An 18637-nucleotide genomic window follows, 5' to 3' on the forward strand; every position below is an offset into this window, starting at 1 on the left:
GTGCCTGGCTCTAGTAAGCTCGGGCAATCCATCGGAGACACACCATGATCAACGCCCTCTCACCGCTTAGTACCGTCAGCGCCCTGCGCTCGGTTGCGGCTGCCCGGGTGAACGACATGTGTGCTCCGGTAAGCTTTTATTTTGGGTATTGGTTTAGCCACTGGCGCGCCTGATACCCACACGGCGCCCACTTTAAACGGGTCGCCACCAGAGAATTCTCAACCCCCGGTCGGCCTCCCGACCGGGGGTTTTGTTTTTCTGGCCCGGAACAAACAGCCCCAAACACTTTTAGCGACACCCGACAACTTGAGGATCAACGCAATGAACTACGCCACTTATTACCGTTACGACAGCTTTACCGCCTGGCGATTTACCACCCTCCGCTCGGGACAGCCTGCCGCCTCCGATCGGTCACCCACAGGTGGCAAGCACACACACGTAGCCAATCCGGCCAACTGTCGAACACCCCAGTAGGGCCGAGTGCGCGGGAACAACCCGCCATCCGCCCAGGAAGCCTGAACATGAATTCGTCCGTCTCTGCTCTGCCACTGTCTACCCTGAGTCCTGCCAATGAAGCGCTGACCCTGCGTCTGCCAAGCTCGTTGCAACTCAAACAGCAATTGCCCCTCACCAGCGCCCTGACCCAGCAAGTCGCAGCCCACCGCCAGGCGGTTCGGGCGATCCTCGACGGTGAAGACTCCCGTCTGCTGGTCATCGTCGGCCCCTGCTCGATCCATGATCCTGAGTCTGCGCTCGAATACGCCGGCAAACTGGCTCGACTCGCCGCCGACGTCAGCGACGAGATGCTCCTGGTGATGCGTGCCTACGTCGAAAAACCCCGGACCACCATCGGCTGGAAAGGCCTGGCCTATGATCCGCACCTGGACGGCAGCGACGACATGGCCGGCGGCCTGACCCTGTCTCGTCAACTGATGCGCGAAATGCTCCTCATGGGTTTGCCGGTTGCCACCGAGTTGCTGCAGCCCATGGCTGCCGGTTACTTCGACGACCTGCTGAGCTGGGTGGCCATTGGCGCCCGCACCACGGAATCGCAGATCCATCGCGAAATGGCCAGCGGCCTGGGCATGCCGGTCGGTTTCAAGAACGGCACCGACGGCGGAGTCGGGGTCGCCAGCGACGCCATGCGCTCGGCAGCGCATCCGCATCGTCATTTCGGCGTCGATAGCCAGGGACATCCGGCGATCATCCAGACCCCGGGCAATGCGGACACTCACTTGGTATTGCGCGGCGGTCATGGCGGGCCGAACTACGACCGGGCCAGCGTCGCCAGGGTGCACGGTGATTTGACCCGGCTGAAGATCCCGGCACGGATCATGGTCGACTGCAGCCATGCCAACAGCGCAAAAGATCCGCTGCGCCAACCGGCAGTGTTCAACGATGTACTTGAACAACGCCTGCAAGGTGATCGTTCGCTGATCGGCATGATGATCGAAAGTCATTTGTTCGAAGGCTGCCAGCCACTGAGCCCGTCGCTGAAATACGGCGTTTCGGTCACCGACGGTTGCCTGGGCTGGAACGGAACAGAGGAGTTACTGCGTCAGGCAGCAGGACGCCTGCGCGTGAAGCGCGGCATTCAAGCACTGGCATGAATCTCGCCCGCCGACCAGTTTTCATTCGGGAACTGGTCGGCGGTGGCGATTCGCTGCATCCACCGATATCGCGACCTCCCTCGACGGCACGGAAAAACGACTGGCGACAGGTAGGTCATTTATTCAAACGCACTCGGCGCGGGTTGAATGGATGGCCGGACATTCCGATCCAGACCTCATCCACATCCGAACTCTCATACTGCTTCTATTCCGTTTTCATCAGGTTAGCGCGGCTTTTTCATACATCGCCGAGGCGTTGGAGTGCTTTAGAGTGAGGCACCAATCACCTCCCTGAAAGGCTGAAATAAGGTATGAACATGCAACGGAATGCAGACACTCAATATCCTATCCTGCTGGTCCACGGGCTCTTCGGCTTCGAGCGAATCGGCACCTTCGAGCTCTTTCATGACATCAAGCAAGCGCTGCGCAACGCTGGCGCGAGGGTGTTCGTGCCGCACCTGTCGGCAACCCACAGCAACGAAACGCGGGGCGAGCAGTTGCTGTCGCAGATCGAACGGGTTCTGGAAGGGACTGGCGCGAATAAAGTCAACCTGATCGGTCACAGTCAGGGCGCACTCGCCGCGCGCTACGCGGGAGCGGTTGCACCATACGCCGTGGCTTCGGTGACATCGGTCAGTGGCCCCAACCACGGCTCGGAACTGGCCGACTACCTGCGCAAGGCATTAACGCCCGGACGTCTGCCGGAACAGGTGGCGGAGACGATCGTGAACCTGTTCGCAGACTTTCTCTCGTTAATCAGCGGCAATCGTCAGCTGCCGCAAAATGCCATTGCCGCTCTGAACGCCCTGACCACCGAAGGCGTGGGCGCCTTTAATGAAAAGTACCCCCAGGGGCTGCCGAGAACCTGGGGCGGCAAGGGGCGCGAACTGGTCAACGGCGTACGCTACTACTCCTGGAGCGGCATCCTTCAGGGAAACATCCTGGACGAGGGAGCCCATGCACTTGATCCACTGCACGGTTTCTTGCGGGCCTTCTCTCAATATTTCACCACCGAAGCGGCGCAGAACGATGGCATGGTCGGCCGCTACAGCTCCCATCTGGGCACTGTCATCCGCTCCGACCATGCGCTGGACCATCTGGGCACGCTCCGCCAGCCCGCTGTTCAGATCGGCAAGAAAGTCGACCCCGTCGACCTCTATGTACAACACGCCGAACGTCTTAAAAAAGCCGGTCTCTGACCATCACACCGCCGTCCAGGCGACTCGAAGGGAACTTTGAGGAGAAATAGCCTACCGAATCCGGTAGGCTCAACACTTTACCGAATATTGAAAGGAGCATTTTCCCATGGCTAAAGCCACTGCCCGTCATATCCTTGTTGCCAGCGAAGCCAAGTGCAACGAACTCAAGGCCCAAATCGAAGCTGGCGCAGACTTCGCCGAAGTTGCCAAAGCCAACTCCACCTGCCCTTCCAGCCGCCAGGGCGGTGACCTGGGTTCCTTCGGTCCAGGCCAGATGGTCAAGGAATTCGACACCGTGGTGTTCAGCGCACCGATCAACGTGGTGCAAGGTCCGGTCAAGACCCAGTTCGGCTACCACTTGCTGGAAGTGACCAGCCGTCAGGACTGATCGACACCCGAGCTCTGCGCGCAACGGCCCGCCTTTTGGTGGGCCGTTGCGTTTGCGACACGTAACAGGCTGGCGAGGGACGCGCCTCTAGCGTACAAATTGTCGTTAACGACCACCCGGCTCTAAGGCTGACAATGCGACTGGCTTTCCCGACTTTAATATTCACTGCCGTGGCCTTGCTGTTGGGCGCCGCAGGCGTGAATGCCGCACCGCAACATGCGTTGACCGTCTATGGCGAACCGGCCAAATACCCTGCCGGCTTCAGCCATTTTGCCTACACAAACCCCCAAGCCCCCAAGGGTGGCACCATGCGTCGTTCGGCGATCGAAATCGGGCAATTCGATCATGTATTGCCGTACATCGACAAAGGCATAGGCGTCTCACAGATTGACGGCCTGATCTATTCGCCTCTGGCCCAGCGTTCGCTGGATGAACCCTACACCGTATACGGCCTGGTGGCGCAACAGATGGAGCGCTCCGATGACGGTTTGTCCCTGCGCTTCTATCTGAACCCCAAGGCGTGCTTCGCCGATGGCAAGCCGATCACTGCCGAAGACGTGCGCTACACCTTCGATCTGCTGATGACCCAGGGCAGCCTGCGCTATCGCACCCAATTCGCAGACGTCAAGGGCGTTGAGGTCGAGGGGCCCTTGACCATTCGCTTCAACTTCAAAAACAACGAAAACCGCACGCTGCCGCTGGACATCGCGACCTTGCCGGTGTTTCCCGAGCATTGGTGGAAGACCCGCGACTTCGCCGGTGGCGGCGGTTACGAGGCACCACTGGGCAGCGGACCCTATCGAGTGAGCAAGGTCGACTCCGGCCGCAGTATCACCTTCGAGCGCAACCCCGACTGGTGGGGCAAGGACCTGCCGGTCAGCCGCGGCCTCTACAACTTCGATCATTTCAGCATCGAGTACTTCGGCGATACCGATGTCGCGCGCCAGGTGCTGCGCGGTGGTGCCTATGATTACAACCGCGAGTTTTCCGCCACCGGTTACTCCATCGGTTATGAAAGTCCGGCATTGAGCGACGGTCGCCTGCAAAAAGCACATCTGGCCACCGAAGCGCCGCAACCGAGCCAGGGCTTTGTGTTTAACCTGCAAAAGCCCATGTTCCAGGATCGCCGGGTGCGTCAGGCACTGGCCATGCTCTGGGATTTCGAATGGAGCAACCGGCAGATGATGCGCAACATGTACATCCGCCAGCAGAGTTTCTTTTCCAATACCATCCTCGCCGCCCGGCAACTGCCGGACGCTGGCGAACGGGCGATTCTCGAACCACTGCGCGGACAGATTCCCGACGAAGTGTTCACCACCGTGTTCGAAGCGCCAAAAACCGATGGCAGTGGCGTGATCCGCGACAAGCAGCTGCAGGCCCTGGACCTGCTGGAACAGGCCGGCTGGAAACCGGATGGCGATCAATTGGTCAACGCTGACGGGGAGCCGCTGAGCTTCACCTTCCTGGTCAGCCAGAACGGCATGGACCGATTGCTGCTGCCCTACAAGCGCACCCTGAAACAGATCGGCATCGACATGAACATCCGCCGCATCGACTCCTCGCAGTACGTCAATCGCCTGATGAGCCGCGACTACGACATGATCGTCACGGGTTACCCGGTCACCACCTCTCCGGGAGGCGAACTGCTCAACTATTTCGGCTCGGCGGCGGCCACCGACCCCGGCTCCAACAACTACATGGTCCTGAAGAACCCGGCCGTAGACACCCTGATCAGCGGGCTGATTCGCGCCAACACCCAGGCTGACATGTTGCGCTACGCCCATGCCCTGGACCGGGTGTTGCAGTGGAACTACTACTGGATCCCCAACTACTACCCGCCGGGCACCTCCACCGTGTGGTGGAATCGCTTTGGCATACCCGACGTGCAAGCGAGCAATGACGAAGCCATCGAGAGCTGGTGGGAAGTGAGCACCACGCCACTGACCAACCAGCAGATGACCGCCGAGCGCATCCGCCGTGGCAGACCCGGAGGACCACACTGATGTGGGCTTACATACTGCGGCGCCTGCTGCTGATCATTCCGACGCTGATCATCATCCTCCTGGTCAACTTCGTGATCGTCCAGGCCGCGCCCGGCGGGCCGGTCGAACAGGCCATCGCCCACCTGCAAGGCATCGGCGGGGTCAGTGTCGGCGGTGGCGCCCGCGAAGCCTCCAGCGGCAGCTCGCGGGCCAGCCGCGGCCTCGATCCGCAACTGATCAAGGACATCGAAAAACAATACGGTTTCGACAAGCCGGCCCACGAACGCCTCTGGCTGATGCTCACCAGCTACGCGCGCCTGGACTTCGGCAAGAGCTTCTTCCGTGGCGCCACCGTCACCGACCTGATCCTGGAAAAAATGCCGGTGACCATCTCCCTCGGGCTGTGGGCGACGTTGATCACTTACCTGGTGTCGATCCCGCTGGGCATCCGCAAGGCCGTGCACCACGGTAGCCATTTCGATATCTGGAGCAGCACTGCGATCATCATCGGCTACGCGATGCCGGCGTTCCTGTTCGCGATGTTTCTGATCGTGGTGTTCGCCGGGGGCACGTCGCTGAACTGGTTCCCGGTGCGCGGGCTGGTCTCGGACAATTTCGAGTCGCTGTCGACCCTGGGCAAGGTCGTCGACTACTTCTGGCACCTCGTACTGCCAGTGACGTCACTGGTGATCGGTGGTTTCGCAACCCTGACGATCCTGACCAAAAACTCATTCCTCAACGAAATCACCCGACAGTACGTAGTCACCGCCCGCGCCAAGGGCTTGAGCGAGCGCCGCGTGCTGTACGGCCATGTGTTCCGCAATGCGATGCTGCTGGTGGTATCGGGGATTCCTCAGGCGTTTATCAGCGTGTTTTTTGCCGGTTCGCTGCTGATCGAAGTGATTTTTTCCCTCGACGGCCTGGGCCGCATGAGCTACGAAGCGGCGGTTTCGCGGGACTATCCGGTGGTGTTCGGATCGCTGTTCATCTTCACCTTGTTCGGCCTGCTGATAAAACTGGTGGGTGACCTGTGCTACACCCTGGTCGACCCGCGTATCGACTTCGCCGCGAGGAACGCCTGATGTTCAAGCTCTCGCCGTTGGGCCGTCGTCGCTTCGAACGCTTCAAGAAGAACCGTCGTGGCTGGTGGTCGCTGTGGCTGTTTGTCGGTCTGTTCATGTTGAGCCTGGGTGGCGAACTGATCGCCAACGACAAACCGTTGATCGTCAGTTACCAGGGCTCGTTGTACTTCCCGGCCCTCAAGCGCTACACCGAGCAGGAGTTCGGCGGGCAACTGCCGTTCCAGGCCGACTACCGCAGCGACTACGTGCAGAACCTTATCAAGAAGGACGGAGGCTGGCTGCTGTTCCCGCCCATTCCGTTCAGTGACGACACGCCGAACTATGACCTGAACAAACCGGCTCCGAGCCCGCCCACGAGCGTGAACTGGCTGGGCACTGACGACCAGGCGCGGGACGTATTGGCACGGGTTATTTTCGGCGCGCGGGTGTCGATTCTGTTTGCCTTGATGCTGACATTCGTCAGCGCGCTGATCGGCATCGCTGCCGGCGCCCTGCAAGGCTACTACGGCGGCTGGGTCGACCTCATGGGTCAGCGGCTGCTGGAGGTCTGGTCCGGGTTGCCGGTGCTGTACCTGCTGATCATCCTGTCGGGCTTCGTCGAACCGAATTTCTGGTGGTTGCTGGGGATCATGGCGCTGTTTTCCTGGCTGGCGCTGGTGGACGTGGTGCGTGCCGAATTCCTGCGCGGGCGCAATCTTGAATACGTCAAGGCCGCCCGGGCGCTGGGGCTAAGCGATCGCAAGGTGATCGTGCGGCATATCCTGCCCAACGCCATGAACGCGACGTTGAGTTACCTGCCGTTCATTCTCACCGGCGCCATTTCCACCCTGACGGCACTGGATTTCCTCGGTTTCGGCATGCCCGCGGGCAGCGCCTCCCTCGGCGAACTGATCGGTCAGGGCAAGCAGAACCTGCAAGCGCCATGGCTGGGGCTGACGGCGTTTTTCACCCTGGCGTTGATTCTTTCGTTACTGGTGTTCATTGGCGAAGCGCTGCGCGACGCCTTCGATCCCCGATCCTGATGCGGATATTGATATGACCAACCTGATCGAAATCCGTGACCTCAGCGTGGCCTTCAGCGGCCAGACTGTGGTGCGCAATCTGTGTCTGGACATCCGCCCCGGCGAATGCCTGGCGCTGGTGGGCGAGTCGGGCTCCGGCAAATCGGTGACCGCCCACTCGATCCTGCAATTGCTGCCCGAGGGCGGCACCGAAAGCCGTGGCAGCATCCGCTATCGAGGCCGCGAACTGCTCGGCGCCCCTTCCAGGGTGTTGCGCGAGTTGCGCGGTAACCGCATCGCGATGATTTTCCAGGAGCCGATGACCTCGCTCAATCCGCTGCACAGCATCGAAAAGCAGATCGGCGAAACCCTGCTGGTGCATAAGGGCCTGGCCGGCAAGGCGGCGCAAGCGCGGATTCTGGAGTTGCTGCATCTGGTCGGCATCCAGAAACCCAAGGAGCGGCTCAAGGCTTATCCCCATCAACTGTCCGGCGGACAGCGTCAACGGGTGATGATCGCCATGGCCCTGGCCTGCGAACCGGAATTGCTGATTGCGGACGAACCCACCACGGCCCTGGATGTGACCGTGCAGCGCAAGATCCTGCTGCTGCTCAAATCCCTGCAACAACGCTTGGGCATGTCATTGCTGTTGATCAGTCACGACCTCAACCTGGTACGCAGCATCGCCCAGCGGGTGTGCGTGATGAAGGCCGGGGAAATCGTCGAGCAGGCGCCCTGCGAAACGCTCTTCACCGAACCGCAGCACCCTTACAGTTGCATCCTGCTCAATGCCGAGCCGGAAGGCGAAGCCCTGCCCCGGGACGAGCGCGAAAAGGTCCTGGAGGTGCAGGACCTGCGGGTGCAGTTTGCCGTCAGCGGCGGGTTGTTTCAGCGCAAGACTTACCTCAAGGCCGTGGACGGCATCAGCCTGAATGTCCAGCGCGGCAAAACCCTGGGCATCGTAGGCGAATCCGGTTCCGGCAAATCCACCCTCGGCCAGGCCATCCTGCGCCTGCTCGACTCCGAGGGCAGTATTCACTTCCAGGGTCACGCATTGAATGGCTTGACGCAGAAACAGCTGCGGCCATGGCGCAAGAAAATGCAGGTGGTGTTCCAGGACCCCTTCGGCAGCCTCAGCCCACGGATGTCCGTGGCACAGATCATCAGTGAAGGCCTGGAAGTGCACAGCCAGTTGAGCGCCGACGAATGCGAAGCCGAAGTGATACGGGCACTGCAAGAAGTCGGCCTCGACCCGCAGAGCCGCCATCGCTATCCCCACGAGTTTTCCGGTGGCCAGCGTCAACGCATTGCCATCGCCCGGGCACTGGTGCTGAAACCGGCGTTGATCCTGCTGGACGAACCGACCTCGGCCCTGGACCGCACCGTGCAAAAGCAAGTGGTGGCCCTGCTCCGCCAGCTTCAGGAAAAACATGGCCTGACCTACCTGTTCATCAGCCATGACCTGGCCGTGGTCCGCGCCCTGGCGCACGACATGATCGTGGTCAAGGACGGCAAGGTCGTCGAGAGCGGCGCCAGCCACGACGTTTTCGATTCGCCGCAGCACCCGTATACCAAGGAGCTGTTGGCGGCGGCGCATACGGGGCAGGCATGATCCGGCGCATGTCGATAGACCGGGTCGCCGCCATCGCGGGCAAGTCCGCTCCCACAGATTTTGTGTTGCGCCCGAATTCAGCGGTAGCCTCATACCCTGTGGGAGCGGGCTTGCCCGCGATAGGGCCGGCACTGACAACACACCATCAGGATCTGCACCCATGAACACCACCGAAAGCCTCAAGGACTACCAGCGTGTACGGCTGCTGGCGATCCGCTCATTGTTCGAGATCATCGAGCAGTCGAGCGAGGGCACGGTGATTGTCGACCGCGACGCCAATATCGTGTGGATGAACGAGCGCTACGCCAAGCGTTTCGGCCTGCAATCGGCGCACAATGCGATCGGCAAGGCCTGCGAAAGCGTGATCCCCGGCAGCCTGTTACGCGAAGTGGTGCGCACCGGACGCCCGATTTTGCTCGACATGCAGGACACCCCCAAAGAACCGTTGGTGGTCATGCGTCTGCCGATTCAAGACGATTCCGGCGAGGTGATCGGCGCCATCGGCTTTGCCCTGTTCGACGAACTGCGCAGCCTGTCGCCGATGCTCAAGCGCTACATGAGCATGCAGGAAGAACTGGCATCGACGCGCTCACTGTTGCGAGCGCGGCAGACCAAATACAACTTCGCCCATTTCATCGGCACCAGCGCCGCCAGCCTGGAAGTCAAACGCCGCGCCCGCCGCAGCGCCAGTACCGATTCGCCGGTGTTGCTGCTCGGTGAAACCGGCACCGGTAAGGAACTGCTGGCGCAGGCAATCCACAATGCTTCGCCGCGCGCGCACAAGGCGTTTGTCAGCATCAACAGCGCAGCGATCCCCGAATCGCTGCTGGAAGCCGAATTCTTCGGCACCGCGCCCGGCGCCTTTACCGGCGCCGACCGCAAGGCCCGTGCCGGCAAATTGCAGATCGCCCAGGGCGGGACGCTGTTTCTCGACGAGATCGGTGACATGCCCCTGCCGCTGCAAAGCAAACTGCTGCGGGTGTTGCAGGAAAAGGAATTCGAACCGGTAGGTTCCAACGACGTGATCCAGAGCGATGTTCGGGTGATTGCCGCGACTTCAACCGATCTGGAAGCCGCCATCAAACGCGGCGAATTTCGCGCCGACTTGTATTACCGCCTCAACGTCCTGCCCATCCAGGTTCCGCCGCTGCGCGACCGACTCGACGACCTGCCCGCCCTCAGCGAAGCGATCCTTGAGGAGCTGCGCAGCCAGCACGAACTCAACGGCGAGGCCTTGGGACTGCTGGGGCAGCATGCCTGGCCAGGGAATATCCGCGAACTGCGCAACGTGCTGGAACGGGCCGCGTTGCTCAGTGACGACCTGCGGCTCACGGTGGCGGATATCCGCGCGGCAATCGGGACGTTTACACCCGTGCAGCGCATGGCGTTGGCACCAGTCGAACCGGTGGAGCATGAGACCTTCAACGCTGCCCGGGCACGCTTTGATCGGCAATTGATTGAGACCACCCTGGCGCAATGCGGGGGCAAGGTGATTGAAGCGGCGGCGCGGCTGGGGCTAGGGCGATCTACGCTGTACAAGAAGATGCTGGCGTTGGGGATTGCGGAGTCTCAATAAAGAGACTCGAATCTCCGTTGTTAGACAGACCATCGCGAGCAAGCTCGCTCCCACAGGTTTATTGGATCGAAAGCAAGAATGCGATCAACTGTGGGAGCGAGCCTGCTCGCGATGAGGTCGGCCCAGTAAACAAAAATCTCAAAACAGAGACATCCGCCCGAACCCAGCCCAAAGAAAACCCTAATATCTCCATATATTTCAGACACTTAAGCATCTGGCACACAATTCGCTATAGCGCTCTCCTACAAAAGATCCACCCTACAAAAATAACAACCCAGGAGACACACCATGAGTGTGATCATTGCCTTGGCAGCCCTCGCGCTGTTGATGCTGGCTGCTTACCGTGGCTACAGCGTTATCCTTTTTGCCCCGATCGCCGCCCTCGGCGCCGTTCTGCTCACCGACCCCTCTGCTGTCGCGCCCGCGTTCACCGGCGTGTTCATGGAGAAAATGGTCGGTTTCATCAAACTGTATTTCCCGGTGTTCCTGCTCGGTGCCGTGTTCGGCAAGCTGATCGAGTTGTCGGGTTTCTCGCGCTCGATCGTCGCCGCGGCCATTCGCTTGCTGGGCACTCGCCAGGCGATGCTGGTGATCGTGCTGGTTTGCGCCCTGCTCACTTACGGCGGCGTGTCCCTGTTTGTCGTGGTGTTCGCGGTCTACCCCTTTGCCGCTGAAATGTTCCGCCAGAGCAACATCCCCAAGCGCCTGATTCCGGCGACGATTGCCCTCGGCGCGTTCTCCTTCACCATGGACGCCCTGCCCGGCACCCCGCAGATCCAGAACATCATTCCCAGCACCTTCTTCAACACCACGGCCTGGGCCGCGCCCTGGTTGGGCTTGATCGGCACGATCTTCGTGTTCTGCGCCGGCATGCTGTTTCTGCAGCGCCAGCGCAACAAGGCCCAGCGCGCTGGTGAAGGCTATGGCACCGAACTGCGCAACGAGCCGGAAACCGCCGCCGACATAAAGCTGCCCAACCCATGGATCGCCCTCTCGCCGCTGCTGGCCGTAGGCATCATGAACCTGCTGTTCACCCAGTGGATTCCCCAGTGGTACGGCAAGACCCACAGCCTCGCGCTGCCGGGCATGGCGGCGCCTGTGACCACCGACATTGCCAAACTGACGGCGATCTGGGCGGTGCAGGCGGCGCTGCTGGTGGGCATCGTCATGGTGCTGGCGTTCGGCTTCCAGGCGATCCGCAGCAAACTCGCCGAAGGCAGTAAAAGCGCGGTCAGCGGTGCGTTGCTGGCGGCGATGAACACCGCGTCGGAATACGGCTTCGGTGCGGTCATTGCTTCGCTGCCGGGTTTTCTGGTCCTGGCCGACTGGCTCAAGAGCATTCCCAACCCGCTGGTCAACGAAGCGATCACCGTGACCCTGCTGGCCGGCATCACCGGTTCGGCCTCGGGCGGCATGAGCATTGCGTTGGCGGCCATGTCCGAACAATTCATCGCCGCCGCCCACGCCGCCAACATTCCGCTGGAAGTGCTGCACCGCGTGGCCGCAATGGCCAGTGGCGGCATGGACACCCTGCCGCACAACGGTGCGGTGATCACCCTGCTGGCGGTCACCGGCCTGACCCACCGCGAAGCTTACAAAGATATTTTCTGTATTACGCTGATCAAGACCCTGGCGGTTTTCGTGGTGATCGGCACTTTCTACGCCACTGGCATTGTGTGAGGTATTCATGACGACTCTTTCGGGCAAGACCGCGCTGGTTACCGGTTCCACCAGCGGCATTGGCCTGGGCATCGCCCTCAGCCTGGCCAAGGCCGGCGCCAACCTGATCCTCAACGGCTTTGGCGACGCCTCCCAGGTGATAGCCGAAGTGGCGCAGTACGGCGGCAAGGTCGGCCATCACCCGGCCGATGTCAGCGACCCGGCACAGATCGCCGAGATGATTGCCTATGCCGAACGGGAATTCGGTGGCATCGACATTCTGGTCAACAACGCCGGCATCCAGTATGTGGCGCCGGTGGAAGAGTTCCCCGTGGAGCGCTGGGATTCGATCATCGCGATCAACCTGTCGTCGGTGTTCCACAGCACTCGCCTGAGCCTGCCGGGCATGCGCGCCAAGGGCTGGGGCCGGGTGATCAACATTGCTTCGGTGCATGGCCTGGTCGGCTCGGTGGGCAAAGCGGCTTATGTCGCGGCCAAGCACGGGGTCATCGGCTTGACCAAGGTGGTCGCCCTGGAAACCGCCACCAGCAACGTCACCTGCAATGCCATTTGTCCTGGCTGGGTGCTGACACCGCTGGTGCAGAAGCAGATCGATGACCGCGCCGCCACCGGGATTGATCCGCAACAGGCACAGCATGATCTTCTGGCCGAAAAGCAGCCATCGCTGGAATTCGTGACGCCGCCGCAACTGGGGGAACTGGTGCTGTTCCTGTGCAGCGAAGCGGGCAGTCAGGTGCGCGGTGCGGCATGGAACATAGACGGTGGCTGGTTGGCGCAGTAAGGCACCGCTGCCCGTTGTGGCGAGGGAGGTCGCTCCCTCGTTACAAATGCCCGTTTGAATTCATGAATAAGAAGAGGCAAACCATGTCCGACATCCTCTGGCAACCGAGTGCCAAACGCATCGGCAAGACCCGCATCGAGGCGTTTCGGCGCTTCATCAATCAGCGGCACCACCTGCACATCGATGACTACCCTGCCCTGCACCAATGGTCCATCGATCAACGCGCGGACTTCTGGCAGGCCATCGTCGACTTCTTCGATATCCGCTTCCATCAGCAACCCGACGCGGTGCTGGTTGAAGGCTCGAAAATGCCCGACGCCCAGTGGTTCCCCGGCGCCACCCTGAACTTCGCTGAACACCTGCTGCGCCGTCGCGACGATGCCGTGGCCGTCGTGGCCGTGGCAGAAAATGGTCAGCGCGAACACTTGACCTGGGGTGAGCTGGCCGAGCATGTCGCCGGCTTTCAAAACGGTCTGATCGCCGCCGGTGTCGGCCTCGGCGACCGGGTGGCCGCGTGCATGCCCAACACCTGGCAAACATTGGTGGCGATGCTCGCCACCACCAGCCTCGGGGCGATCTGGTCCTGCTCTTCGCCGGACTTCGGCACCCAGGGCGTAATCGACCGTTTCGGCCAGATCGAGCCGAAAGTGCTGGTCACCTGTGCCGGCTATCGCTACGCCGGCACGGAGATCGACCAGACCGTCAAGGTCAACGAAATCCTCGAACGCCTGCCATCGCTGCAGCAGTTGATCGTAGTGCCCTACGCCCGGCCGCAGGCTCGCATCGAAGACTTCCGCACAGCCGCCAATGTGACGCTGTGGGACGATTTCTACGACCCCGGCGGCGAGCCGGATTTCGTCGCCGTGCCCTTCGCCCATCCGCTGTACATCCTCTATTCCAGCGGCACTACCGGCGTGCCCAAATGCATCATCCACATCACTGGTGGCGTGCTGCTGCAACACGTGAAAGAGCACGGTTTGCACAGCGATCTCGGCCCCGGCGAACGCTTGTTTTACTACACCACTTGCGGCTGGATGATGTGGAACTGGCTGGTCTCGGCCCTGGCAGTCGGCAGTGCCGTGGTGCTGTACGACGGCTCACCGTTTCATCCCGATCCCGAACGCTTGATCGACCTGATCGATGACGAGCGCATCAGTGTTTTCGGCACCAGCCCCAAGTACCTCGCCACGCTGGAAGCCAACGGCGTCAAACCCCGGCAAAGCCATGACTTGAGCAGCCTGAAAACCCTGCTTTGCACGGGTTCCGCGCTATCACCGCAGAGTTACGACTACGTCTACCGCGATTTCAAGGCTGACGTGTGCCTGGCGTCGATGTCGGGCGGCACCGATATCGTCTCCTGCTTTGTCAACGGCAACCCGTTGCAACCGGTGCGGCGCGGCGAGATGCAGGGCAAGAGCCTGGGCATGGCGGTTGAAGTGTGGAACGACGAAGGCCGACCGGTCGTTGGTGAAAAAGGCGAGTTGGTGTGCGTCCGACACTTCCCGGCGATGCCCATCGGCTTGTGGAACGACCCCGACGGCGAAAAGCTGCGGGCGTCGTATTTCAGCCAGTTCCCCGGCGTCTGGGCGCAAGGCGACTACGCCGAACAACTGCCCCACGGCGCGATGTTGATCCACGGCCGCTCCGACGCCGTGCTCAACCCCGGCGGCGTGCGTATCGGCACGGCGGAAATTTACCGCCAGGTGGAAAAAATCCCGCAAGTACTCGACAGCGTGGCCATCGGGCAGCAGTGGCAGGATGACGTGCGAGTGGTGCTGTTCGTGCGGCTGCGTGAAGGCGTCGAACTGAATGAAGCGCTTGAGCAACAGATTCGCCAGACCATCCGCGCCAATACCACGCCACGCCATGTACCGGCGAAGATTGTCGCGGTCACGGATATTCCGCGGACCATCAGCGGCAAAATCGTCGAATTGGCGGTGCGCAATGTGGTGCATGGGCAAAAGGTGAAGAACACCGATGCACTGGCCAATCCCGAGGCTTTGGAGCAATTCCGCGACCGTCCGGAACTGCGGGATTAAAGTGCTCCAATAAGGCCTGCTCGCGAGGGCGGCGTGTCAATCAATGTCAAAGTTGAATGTGCCGCCCTCATCGCGGGCAAGCCCGCTCCCACAGGAATTGCTTGTCAGATGCAAAATGCGCATACAACCACTATCCCTGTAGGAGCGAGCCTGATCGCGATGGTTGTGAACGATAACGCAGGGAGCCTGATGCCCCGCGGCGGTCTCCAGTTCATCGCGAGCAGGCTCGCACCACAGGGAATGGCGGTGCATGCAGATACAGCGCCCGCCACAAAACCTGTGGGAGTGTGGCTTGCCCGCGATAGCGTCGGTTCAGTCGACGTAGACGCCAGCTCCCCCCAGCCATATTGGGCAGGCTCACCTCAACCTGCGCTTGCGCTTGAAGTTGCATGCGGAGGGATCGACAGGTCTGGATGCACCAACGGGTGAGTGGGGACTGATGGACTAACGCACATTCGCCGGGCGATGAAGGTATTCGATCGGGTCTTCGATGGTGACGATATGCCCATGATCGTGGCGATTGCGGTAGTCAATCAGTGCCGCCAGCGAGGTAGACTTGCCGGAGTCGGTGGCACCGACGAACAGCATCAAGCCCTGCTTGAGCATCACGGTTTCGAGTAGCACTGGTGGCAATTTGAGATCTTCGAAGCGTGGAATGTCGAGTTTGACATTACGCACCACCATCGACACATCGTTACGCTGTTTGAAGATATTGAGCCGAAAGCGTCCGATGTCCGGCAGGGAAATTGCCAGGTTCATCTCCAGTTCCCGTTCGAACTCAAGTCGCTGTTCGGCGTCCATAATGGACGCGGCGATGGCCGCGAGCTCTCCGGGCCTGCACGGCTGATCCGCCAGCGAGGTGAGAACACCGTCGAACCGCGCACAGGGTGGTGCGCCCGTGGACAAGTAAAGGTCGGCGCCATTGCGGCTGGCCAGTTGTCTTAATAACGCGTCGATTTCCATGGCAAAAAACACCTACGAAGCATTCAATGAATAAAAATGACCCGAACCTCTGAAGTGCCGGGTCATCCAGCGTCTACCGCTCAGCCAGCTTAGTAGACGCCGTCACACCGACTTGAAGCAGGACACCTTGATGAACGCCTCACCGACCGGCAGCGATGCCCAGGCCCTGATTGCCAGACTGGACTGGGAAAGCAGCCCACTGGGCGCGGCCAGTACCTGGCCACAGAGCCTGAAAACCGCCGTGGACATCGTGATTCATTCACCGATGCCGATGCTGTTGCTCTGGGGGCCGCAGTTGACGCAAATCTACAACGACGGTTTCGCCCTGCTCGCTGGCAACAAGCATCCGTACGCTTTCGGACAGCCAACACACGATATCTGGCCAGAGTTAAAGGATTTTACCGACCCGATTTACCGAGCCGTCCTACAAGGACAGGTGCGGACCTACAGCGAACAACGCTTCACCCTGCAGCGCGATGGCAAGGATTCCGACTTCTGGCTCGACCTGACCTACAGCCCCATTCGCGACGAAAGCGCCGAGGTGGCCGGGATTCTGGTCACGGCCATCGAAACCAACGAGCGTCGACGCATCGCGCTTGAACTGGAACAGCGATCGGCTGCCAGCCTCAAGGCCCAGCAAGAAACCGAGGAACGCCTGCAACTGGCCCTCGCCGCCACCGACGCGGTCGGCACCTGGGACTGGGACATCAGCGAGGATCGCTTCCTTGCGGATGCCCATTTCGCCCAATTGCACGGCATCGACCCGGCCATGGCCAGCCAGTTGCCGATCACCGAGTATCTGCACGGCGTGCACCCGGAAGACCGCGCCCTGATCGCCCGCAGCATCAAACATTGCATCGCCCATGGCACCGAATACGCCGAGGAATACCGCCTGCTGCAACCCGATGGCGAATTGCGTTGGGTATTTGCTCGAGGTCGTTGCTACAAGGACCACCATGGCCGGCCGATCCGCTTCCTGGGCGCCGCCCTGGACCTCACCGAACGCAAAAACACCGAGCAGGCCCTGCGCCAGAGCCAGACCGAGCTGCAACTGATCATCAACGCCATGCCGATCCTGATCAGCTACGTCGACCGCGAGGAACGCTTTCGCCTGAACAATGCCGCTTATCTGGACTGGTACGGTCTGACGCCTCAGGAACTCTATGGCCGCACCATTCGCGAGGTGCTGGGCGACGAGGCCTACGCCCTGCGCGCCGAGCACATCGCCGAGGCCCTGTCCGGCAGGTCCTGCTGTTTCAGCATCAACACGCCGCACCGTGATGGCAGCATCCGTCATGCACTGATGAACTATTTGCCGCGCCACGGTGCGGACGGCGCGGTAAACGGTTTTTACATCTTCGTGATCGACGAAACCGAGCGTAAACAGACTGAAGAAGCCCTGCGCAACCTCAATGAAACCCTCGAAGAGCGGGTCAGCGCCCGCACCCGGCAACTGGCCGAAGCCAATGAAAAACTGCTCAAAGAGATGTTCGAACGCGAGCGCGCCGAAGAAGCCCTGCGCCATGCCCAGAAGATGGAAGCGGTCGGCCAGCTCACCGGTGGCATCGCCCATGACTTCAACAACATGCTCACGGGGATCATCGGCAGCCTGGATCTGATGCAACGCTACATCGCCGACGGCCGTGCCGCCGAGATCGCCCGTTTCACCGAGGCCGCGGTGTCCTCGGCCAACCGCGCCGCCGCGCTGACCCATCGTCTGCTGGCGTTCTCCAGGCGTCAGTCGCTGGACCGCAAACCGCTGAACCCCAACGACCTGATTCACTCCCTGGAAGACCTGTTCAGTCGCACCAAGGGTGACCATATCGCGCTCAAACTGCGCCTGGCCAAAGACGCCTGGATGGTCAGCACTGACGTCAGCCAACTGGAAAACGCCCTGCTGAACCTGGTGATCAACGCCCGGGACGCCATGCCCGATGGCGGCGAGTTGTGCATTGAAACCGCGAACGTCCACCTCGACGGCAGCGACATCACCACCCTGGAACCGGTCAAGGCCGGGGATTACCTGATGATCGCCGTCAGCGACAACGGCACGGGCATGACCCCGAAGGTGCTGGCCAAGGCGTTCGATCCGTTTTTCACCACCAAACCCATCGGCCAGGGCACCGGGCTGGGCCTGTCGATGATTTATGGTTTCGCCCAGCAGTCCGGCGGCCATGTGACCCTGTTCAGCATGCCCGACCAGGGCACCAGCGTGCGTTTGTACTTGCCGCGTCTGCACGGCATGGAACCGCAGGACGTGTTATCGCCGGTCATCAGCGAGGCGCCCTCGGCGATTGCCGGTGAAACCGTGGTCCTGGTGGAGGACGACCCGGCCGTGCGCATGCTGGTGTTCGACCTGCTCAAGGAGCTGGGCTATCACGCCTATGAAGCCGAAGACGCGAAGAGCGCCCTGCCCTTGCTCGAGTCCGAACTGCGGGTCGATTTGCTGGTGACCGATGTCGGGTTGCCCGGCATGAATGGCCGGCAACTGGCGGAAATTGCCCGTCAGCACCGACCTGAACTCAAAGTGCTGTTCATGACCGGTTACGCGGAAAAAGCCGCCGAGCGTCAGGGTTTTCTCGAAGAAGGCATGGACATGGTGGCCAAACCGTTTTCGATTGATCTATTGGCCAACAAGATTCGCACGATGATCGGCCAACCGCAGTGAGTTAGGGCATAATCGCGCGCCCCGCTTCACCACCCACGCCACCACCGTTGCAAGGT

At 61.0% G+C, this 18637-nt stretch carries 12 protein-coding genes and 1 pseudogene; 12 read left to right on the forward strand and 1 reads right to left on the reverse strand.

Annotation, left to right across the window (positions count from 1 at the left end):
* Positions 1–521: 521 nt before the first annotated feature.
* The 11 genes from ACVWYU_RS18195 to ACVWYU_RS18245 all read left to right on the forward strand — a co-directional run bounded on the left by ACVWYU_RS18195 (position 522) and on the right by ACVWYU_RS18245 (position 14950).
* Positions 522–1610, forward strand: coding sequence for a 3-deoxy-7-phosphoheptulonate synthase (locus tag ACVWYU_RS18195; RefSeq protein WP_457373326.1), 1089 nt, complete (start codon positions 522–524; stop codon positions 1608–1610).
* Positions 1611–1927: 317 nt separating this feature from the next.
* The gene (locus tag ACVWYU_RS18200) at positions 1928–2809 is read left to right on the forward strand and encodes an esterase/lipase family protein (protein WP_247257426.1); all 882 of its coding nucleotides are present in this window, start codon (positions 1928–1930) and stop codon (positions 2807–2809) included.
* Positions 2810–2915: 106 nt separating this feature from the next.
* The gene (locus tag ACVWYU_RS18205) at positions 2916–3197 is read left to right on the forward strand and encodes a peptidylprolyl isomerase (RefSeq protein ID WP_007984657.1); all 282 of its coding nucleotides are present in this window, start codon (positions 2916–2918) and stop codon (positions 3195–3197) included.
* A gap of 134 nt (positions 3198–3331) precedes the next feature.
* Positions 3332–5200: an extracellular solute-binding protein gene (locus tag ACVWYU_RS18210; RefSeq protein WP_457373327.1), complete on the forward strand. Its 1869-nt coding sequence runs from the start codon at positions 3332–3334 to the stop codon at positions 5198–5200.
* Positions 5200–6261 (forward strand): microcin C ABC transporter permease YejB, encoded by a 1062-nt coding sequence (locus ACVWYU_RS18215; RefSeq protein ID WP_457373328.1) that lies wholly within the window; start codon positions 5200–5202, stop codon positions 6259–6261. Before ACVWYU_RS18210 ends, ACVWYU_RS18215 begins: the two co-directional genes overlap by 1 nt.
* Complete coding sequence (locus ACVWYU_RS18220; protein ID WP_090322654.1) at positions 6261–7283, forward strand: ABC transporter permease; 1023 nt, start codon at positions 6261–6263, stop codon at positions 7281–7283. The genes ACVWYU_RS18215 and ACVWYU_RS18220 overlap by 1 nt, the downstream gene beginning before the upstream one ends.
* A gap of 13 nt (positions 7284–7296) precedes the next feature.
* Entirely contained in the window at positions 7297–8874 is a 1578-nt protein-coding gene (locus ACVWYU_RS18225) for an ABC transporter ATP-binding protein (protein WP_457373329.1), read from the forward strand.
* A gap of 160 nt (positions 8875–9034) precedes the next feature.
* On the forward strand, positions 9035–10450 hold the full coding sequence (locus ACVWYU_RS18230; protein WP_457373330.1) for a sigma-54 interaction domain-containing protein: 1416 nt from the start codon (positions 9035–9037) through the stop codon (positions 10448–10450).
* A gap of 288 nt (positions 10451–10738) precedes the next feature.
* Positions 10739–12130 (forward strand): GntP family permease, encoded by a 1392-nt coding sequence (locus tag ACVWYU_RS18235; protein ID WP_457373331.1) that lies wholly within the window; start codon positions 10739–10741, stop codon positions 12128–12130.
* 7 nt (positions 12131–12137) lie between these two features.
* Positions 12138–12911, forward strand: coding sequence for a 3-hydroxybutyrate dehydrogenase (hbdH, locus tag ACVWYU_RS18240; RefSeq protein ID WP_090322663.1), 774 nt, complete (start codon positions 12138–12140; stop codon positions 12909–12911).
* 83 nt (positions 12912–12994) lie between these two features.
* Entirely contained in the window at positions 12995–14950 is a 1956-nt protein-coding gene (locus ACVWYU_RS18245; RefSeq protein ID WP_457373332.1) for an acetoacetate--CoA ligase, read from the forward strand.
* A gap of 462 nt (positions 14951–15412) precedes the next feature.
* Here the strand turns inward: ACVWYU_RS18245 and ACVWYU_RS18250 are convergent.
* Positions 15413–15913: pseudogene (locus ACVWYU_RS18250) on the reverse strand (ATPase, T2SS/T4P/T4SS family); the annotation flags it as partial.
* A gap of 130 nt (positions 15914–16043) precedes the next feature.
* Here ACVWYU_RS18250 and ACVWYU_RS18255 point away from each other — a divergent pair.
* Complete coding sequence (locus ACVWYU_RS18255; protein WP_457373333.1) at positions 16044–18581, forward strand: PAS domain-containing protein; 2538 nt, start codon at positions 16044–16046, stop codon at positions 18579–18581.
* Positions 18582–18637 lie beyond the last annotated feature (56 nt).

Source organism: Pseudomonas sp. TE12234 (assembly GCF_054061835.1).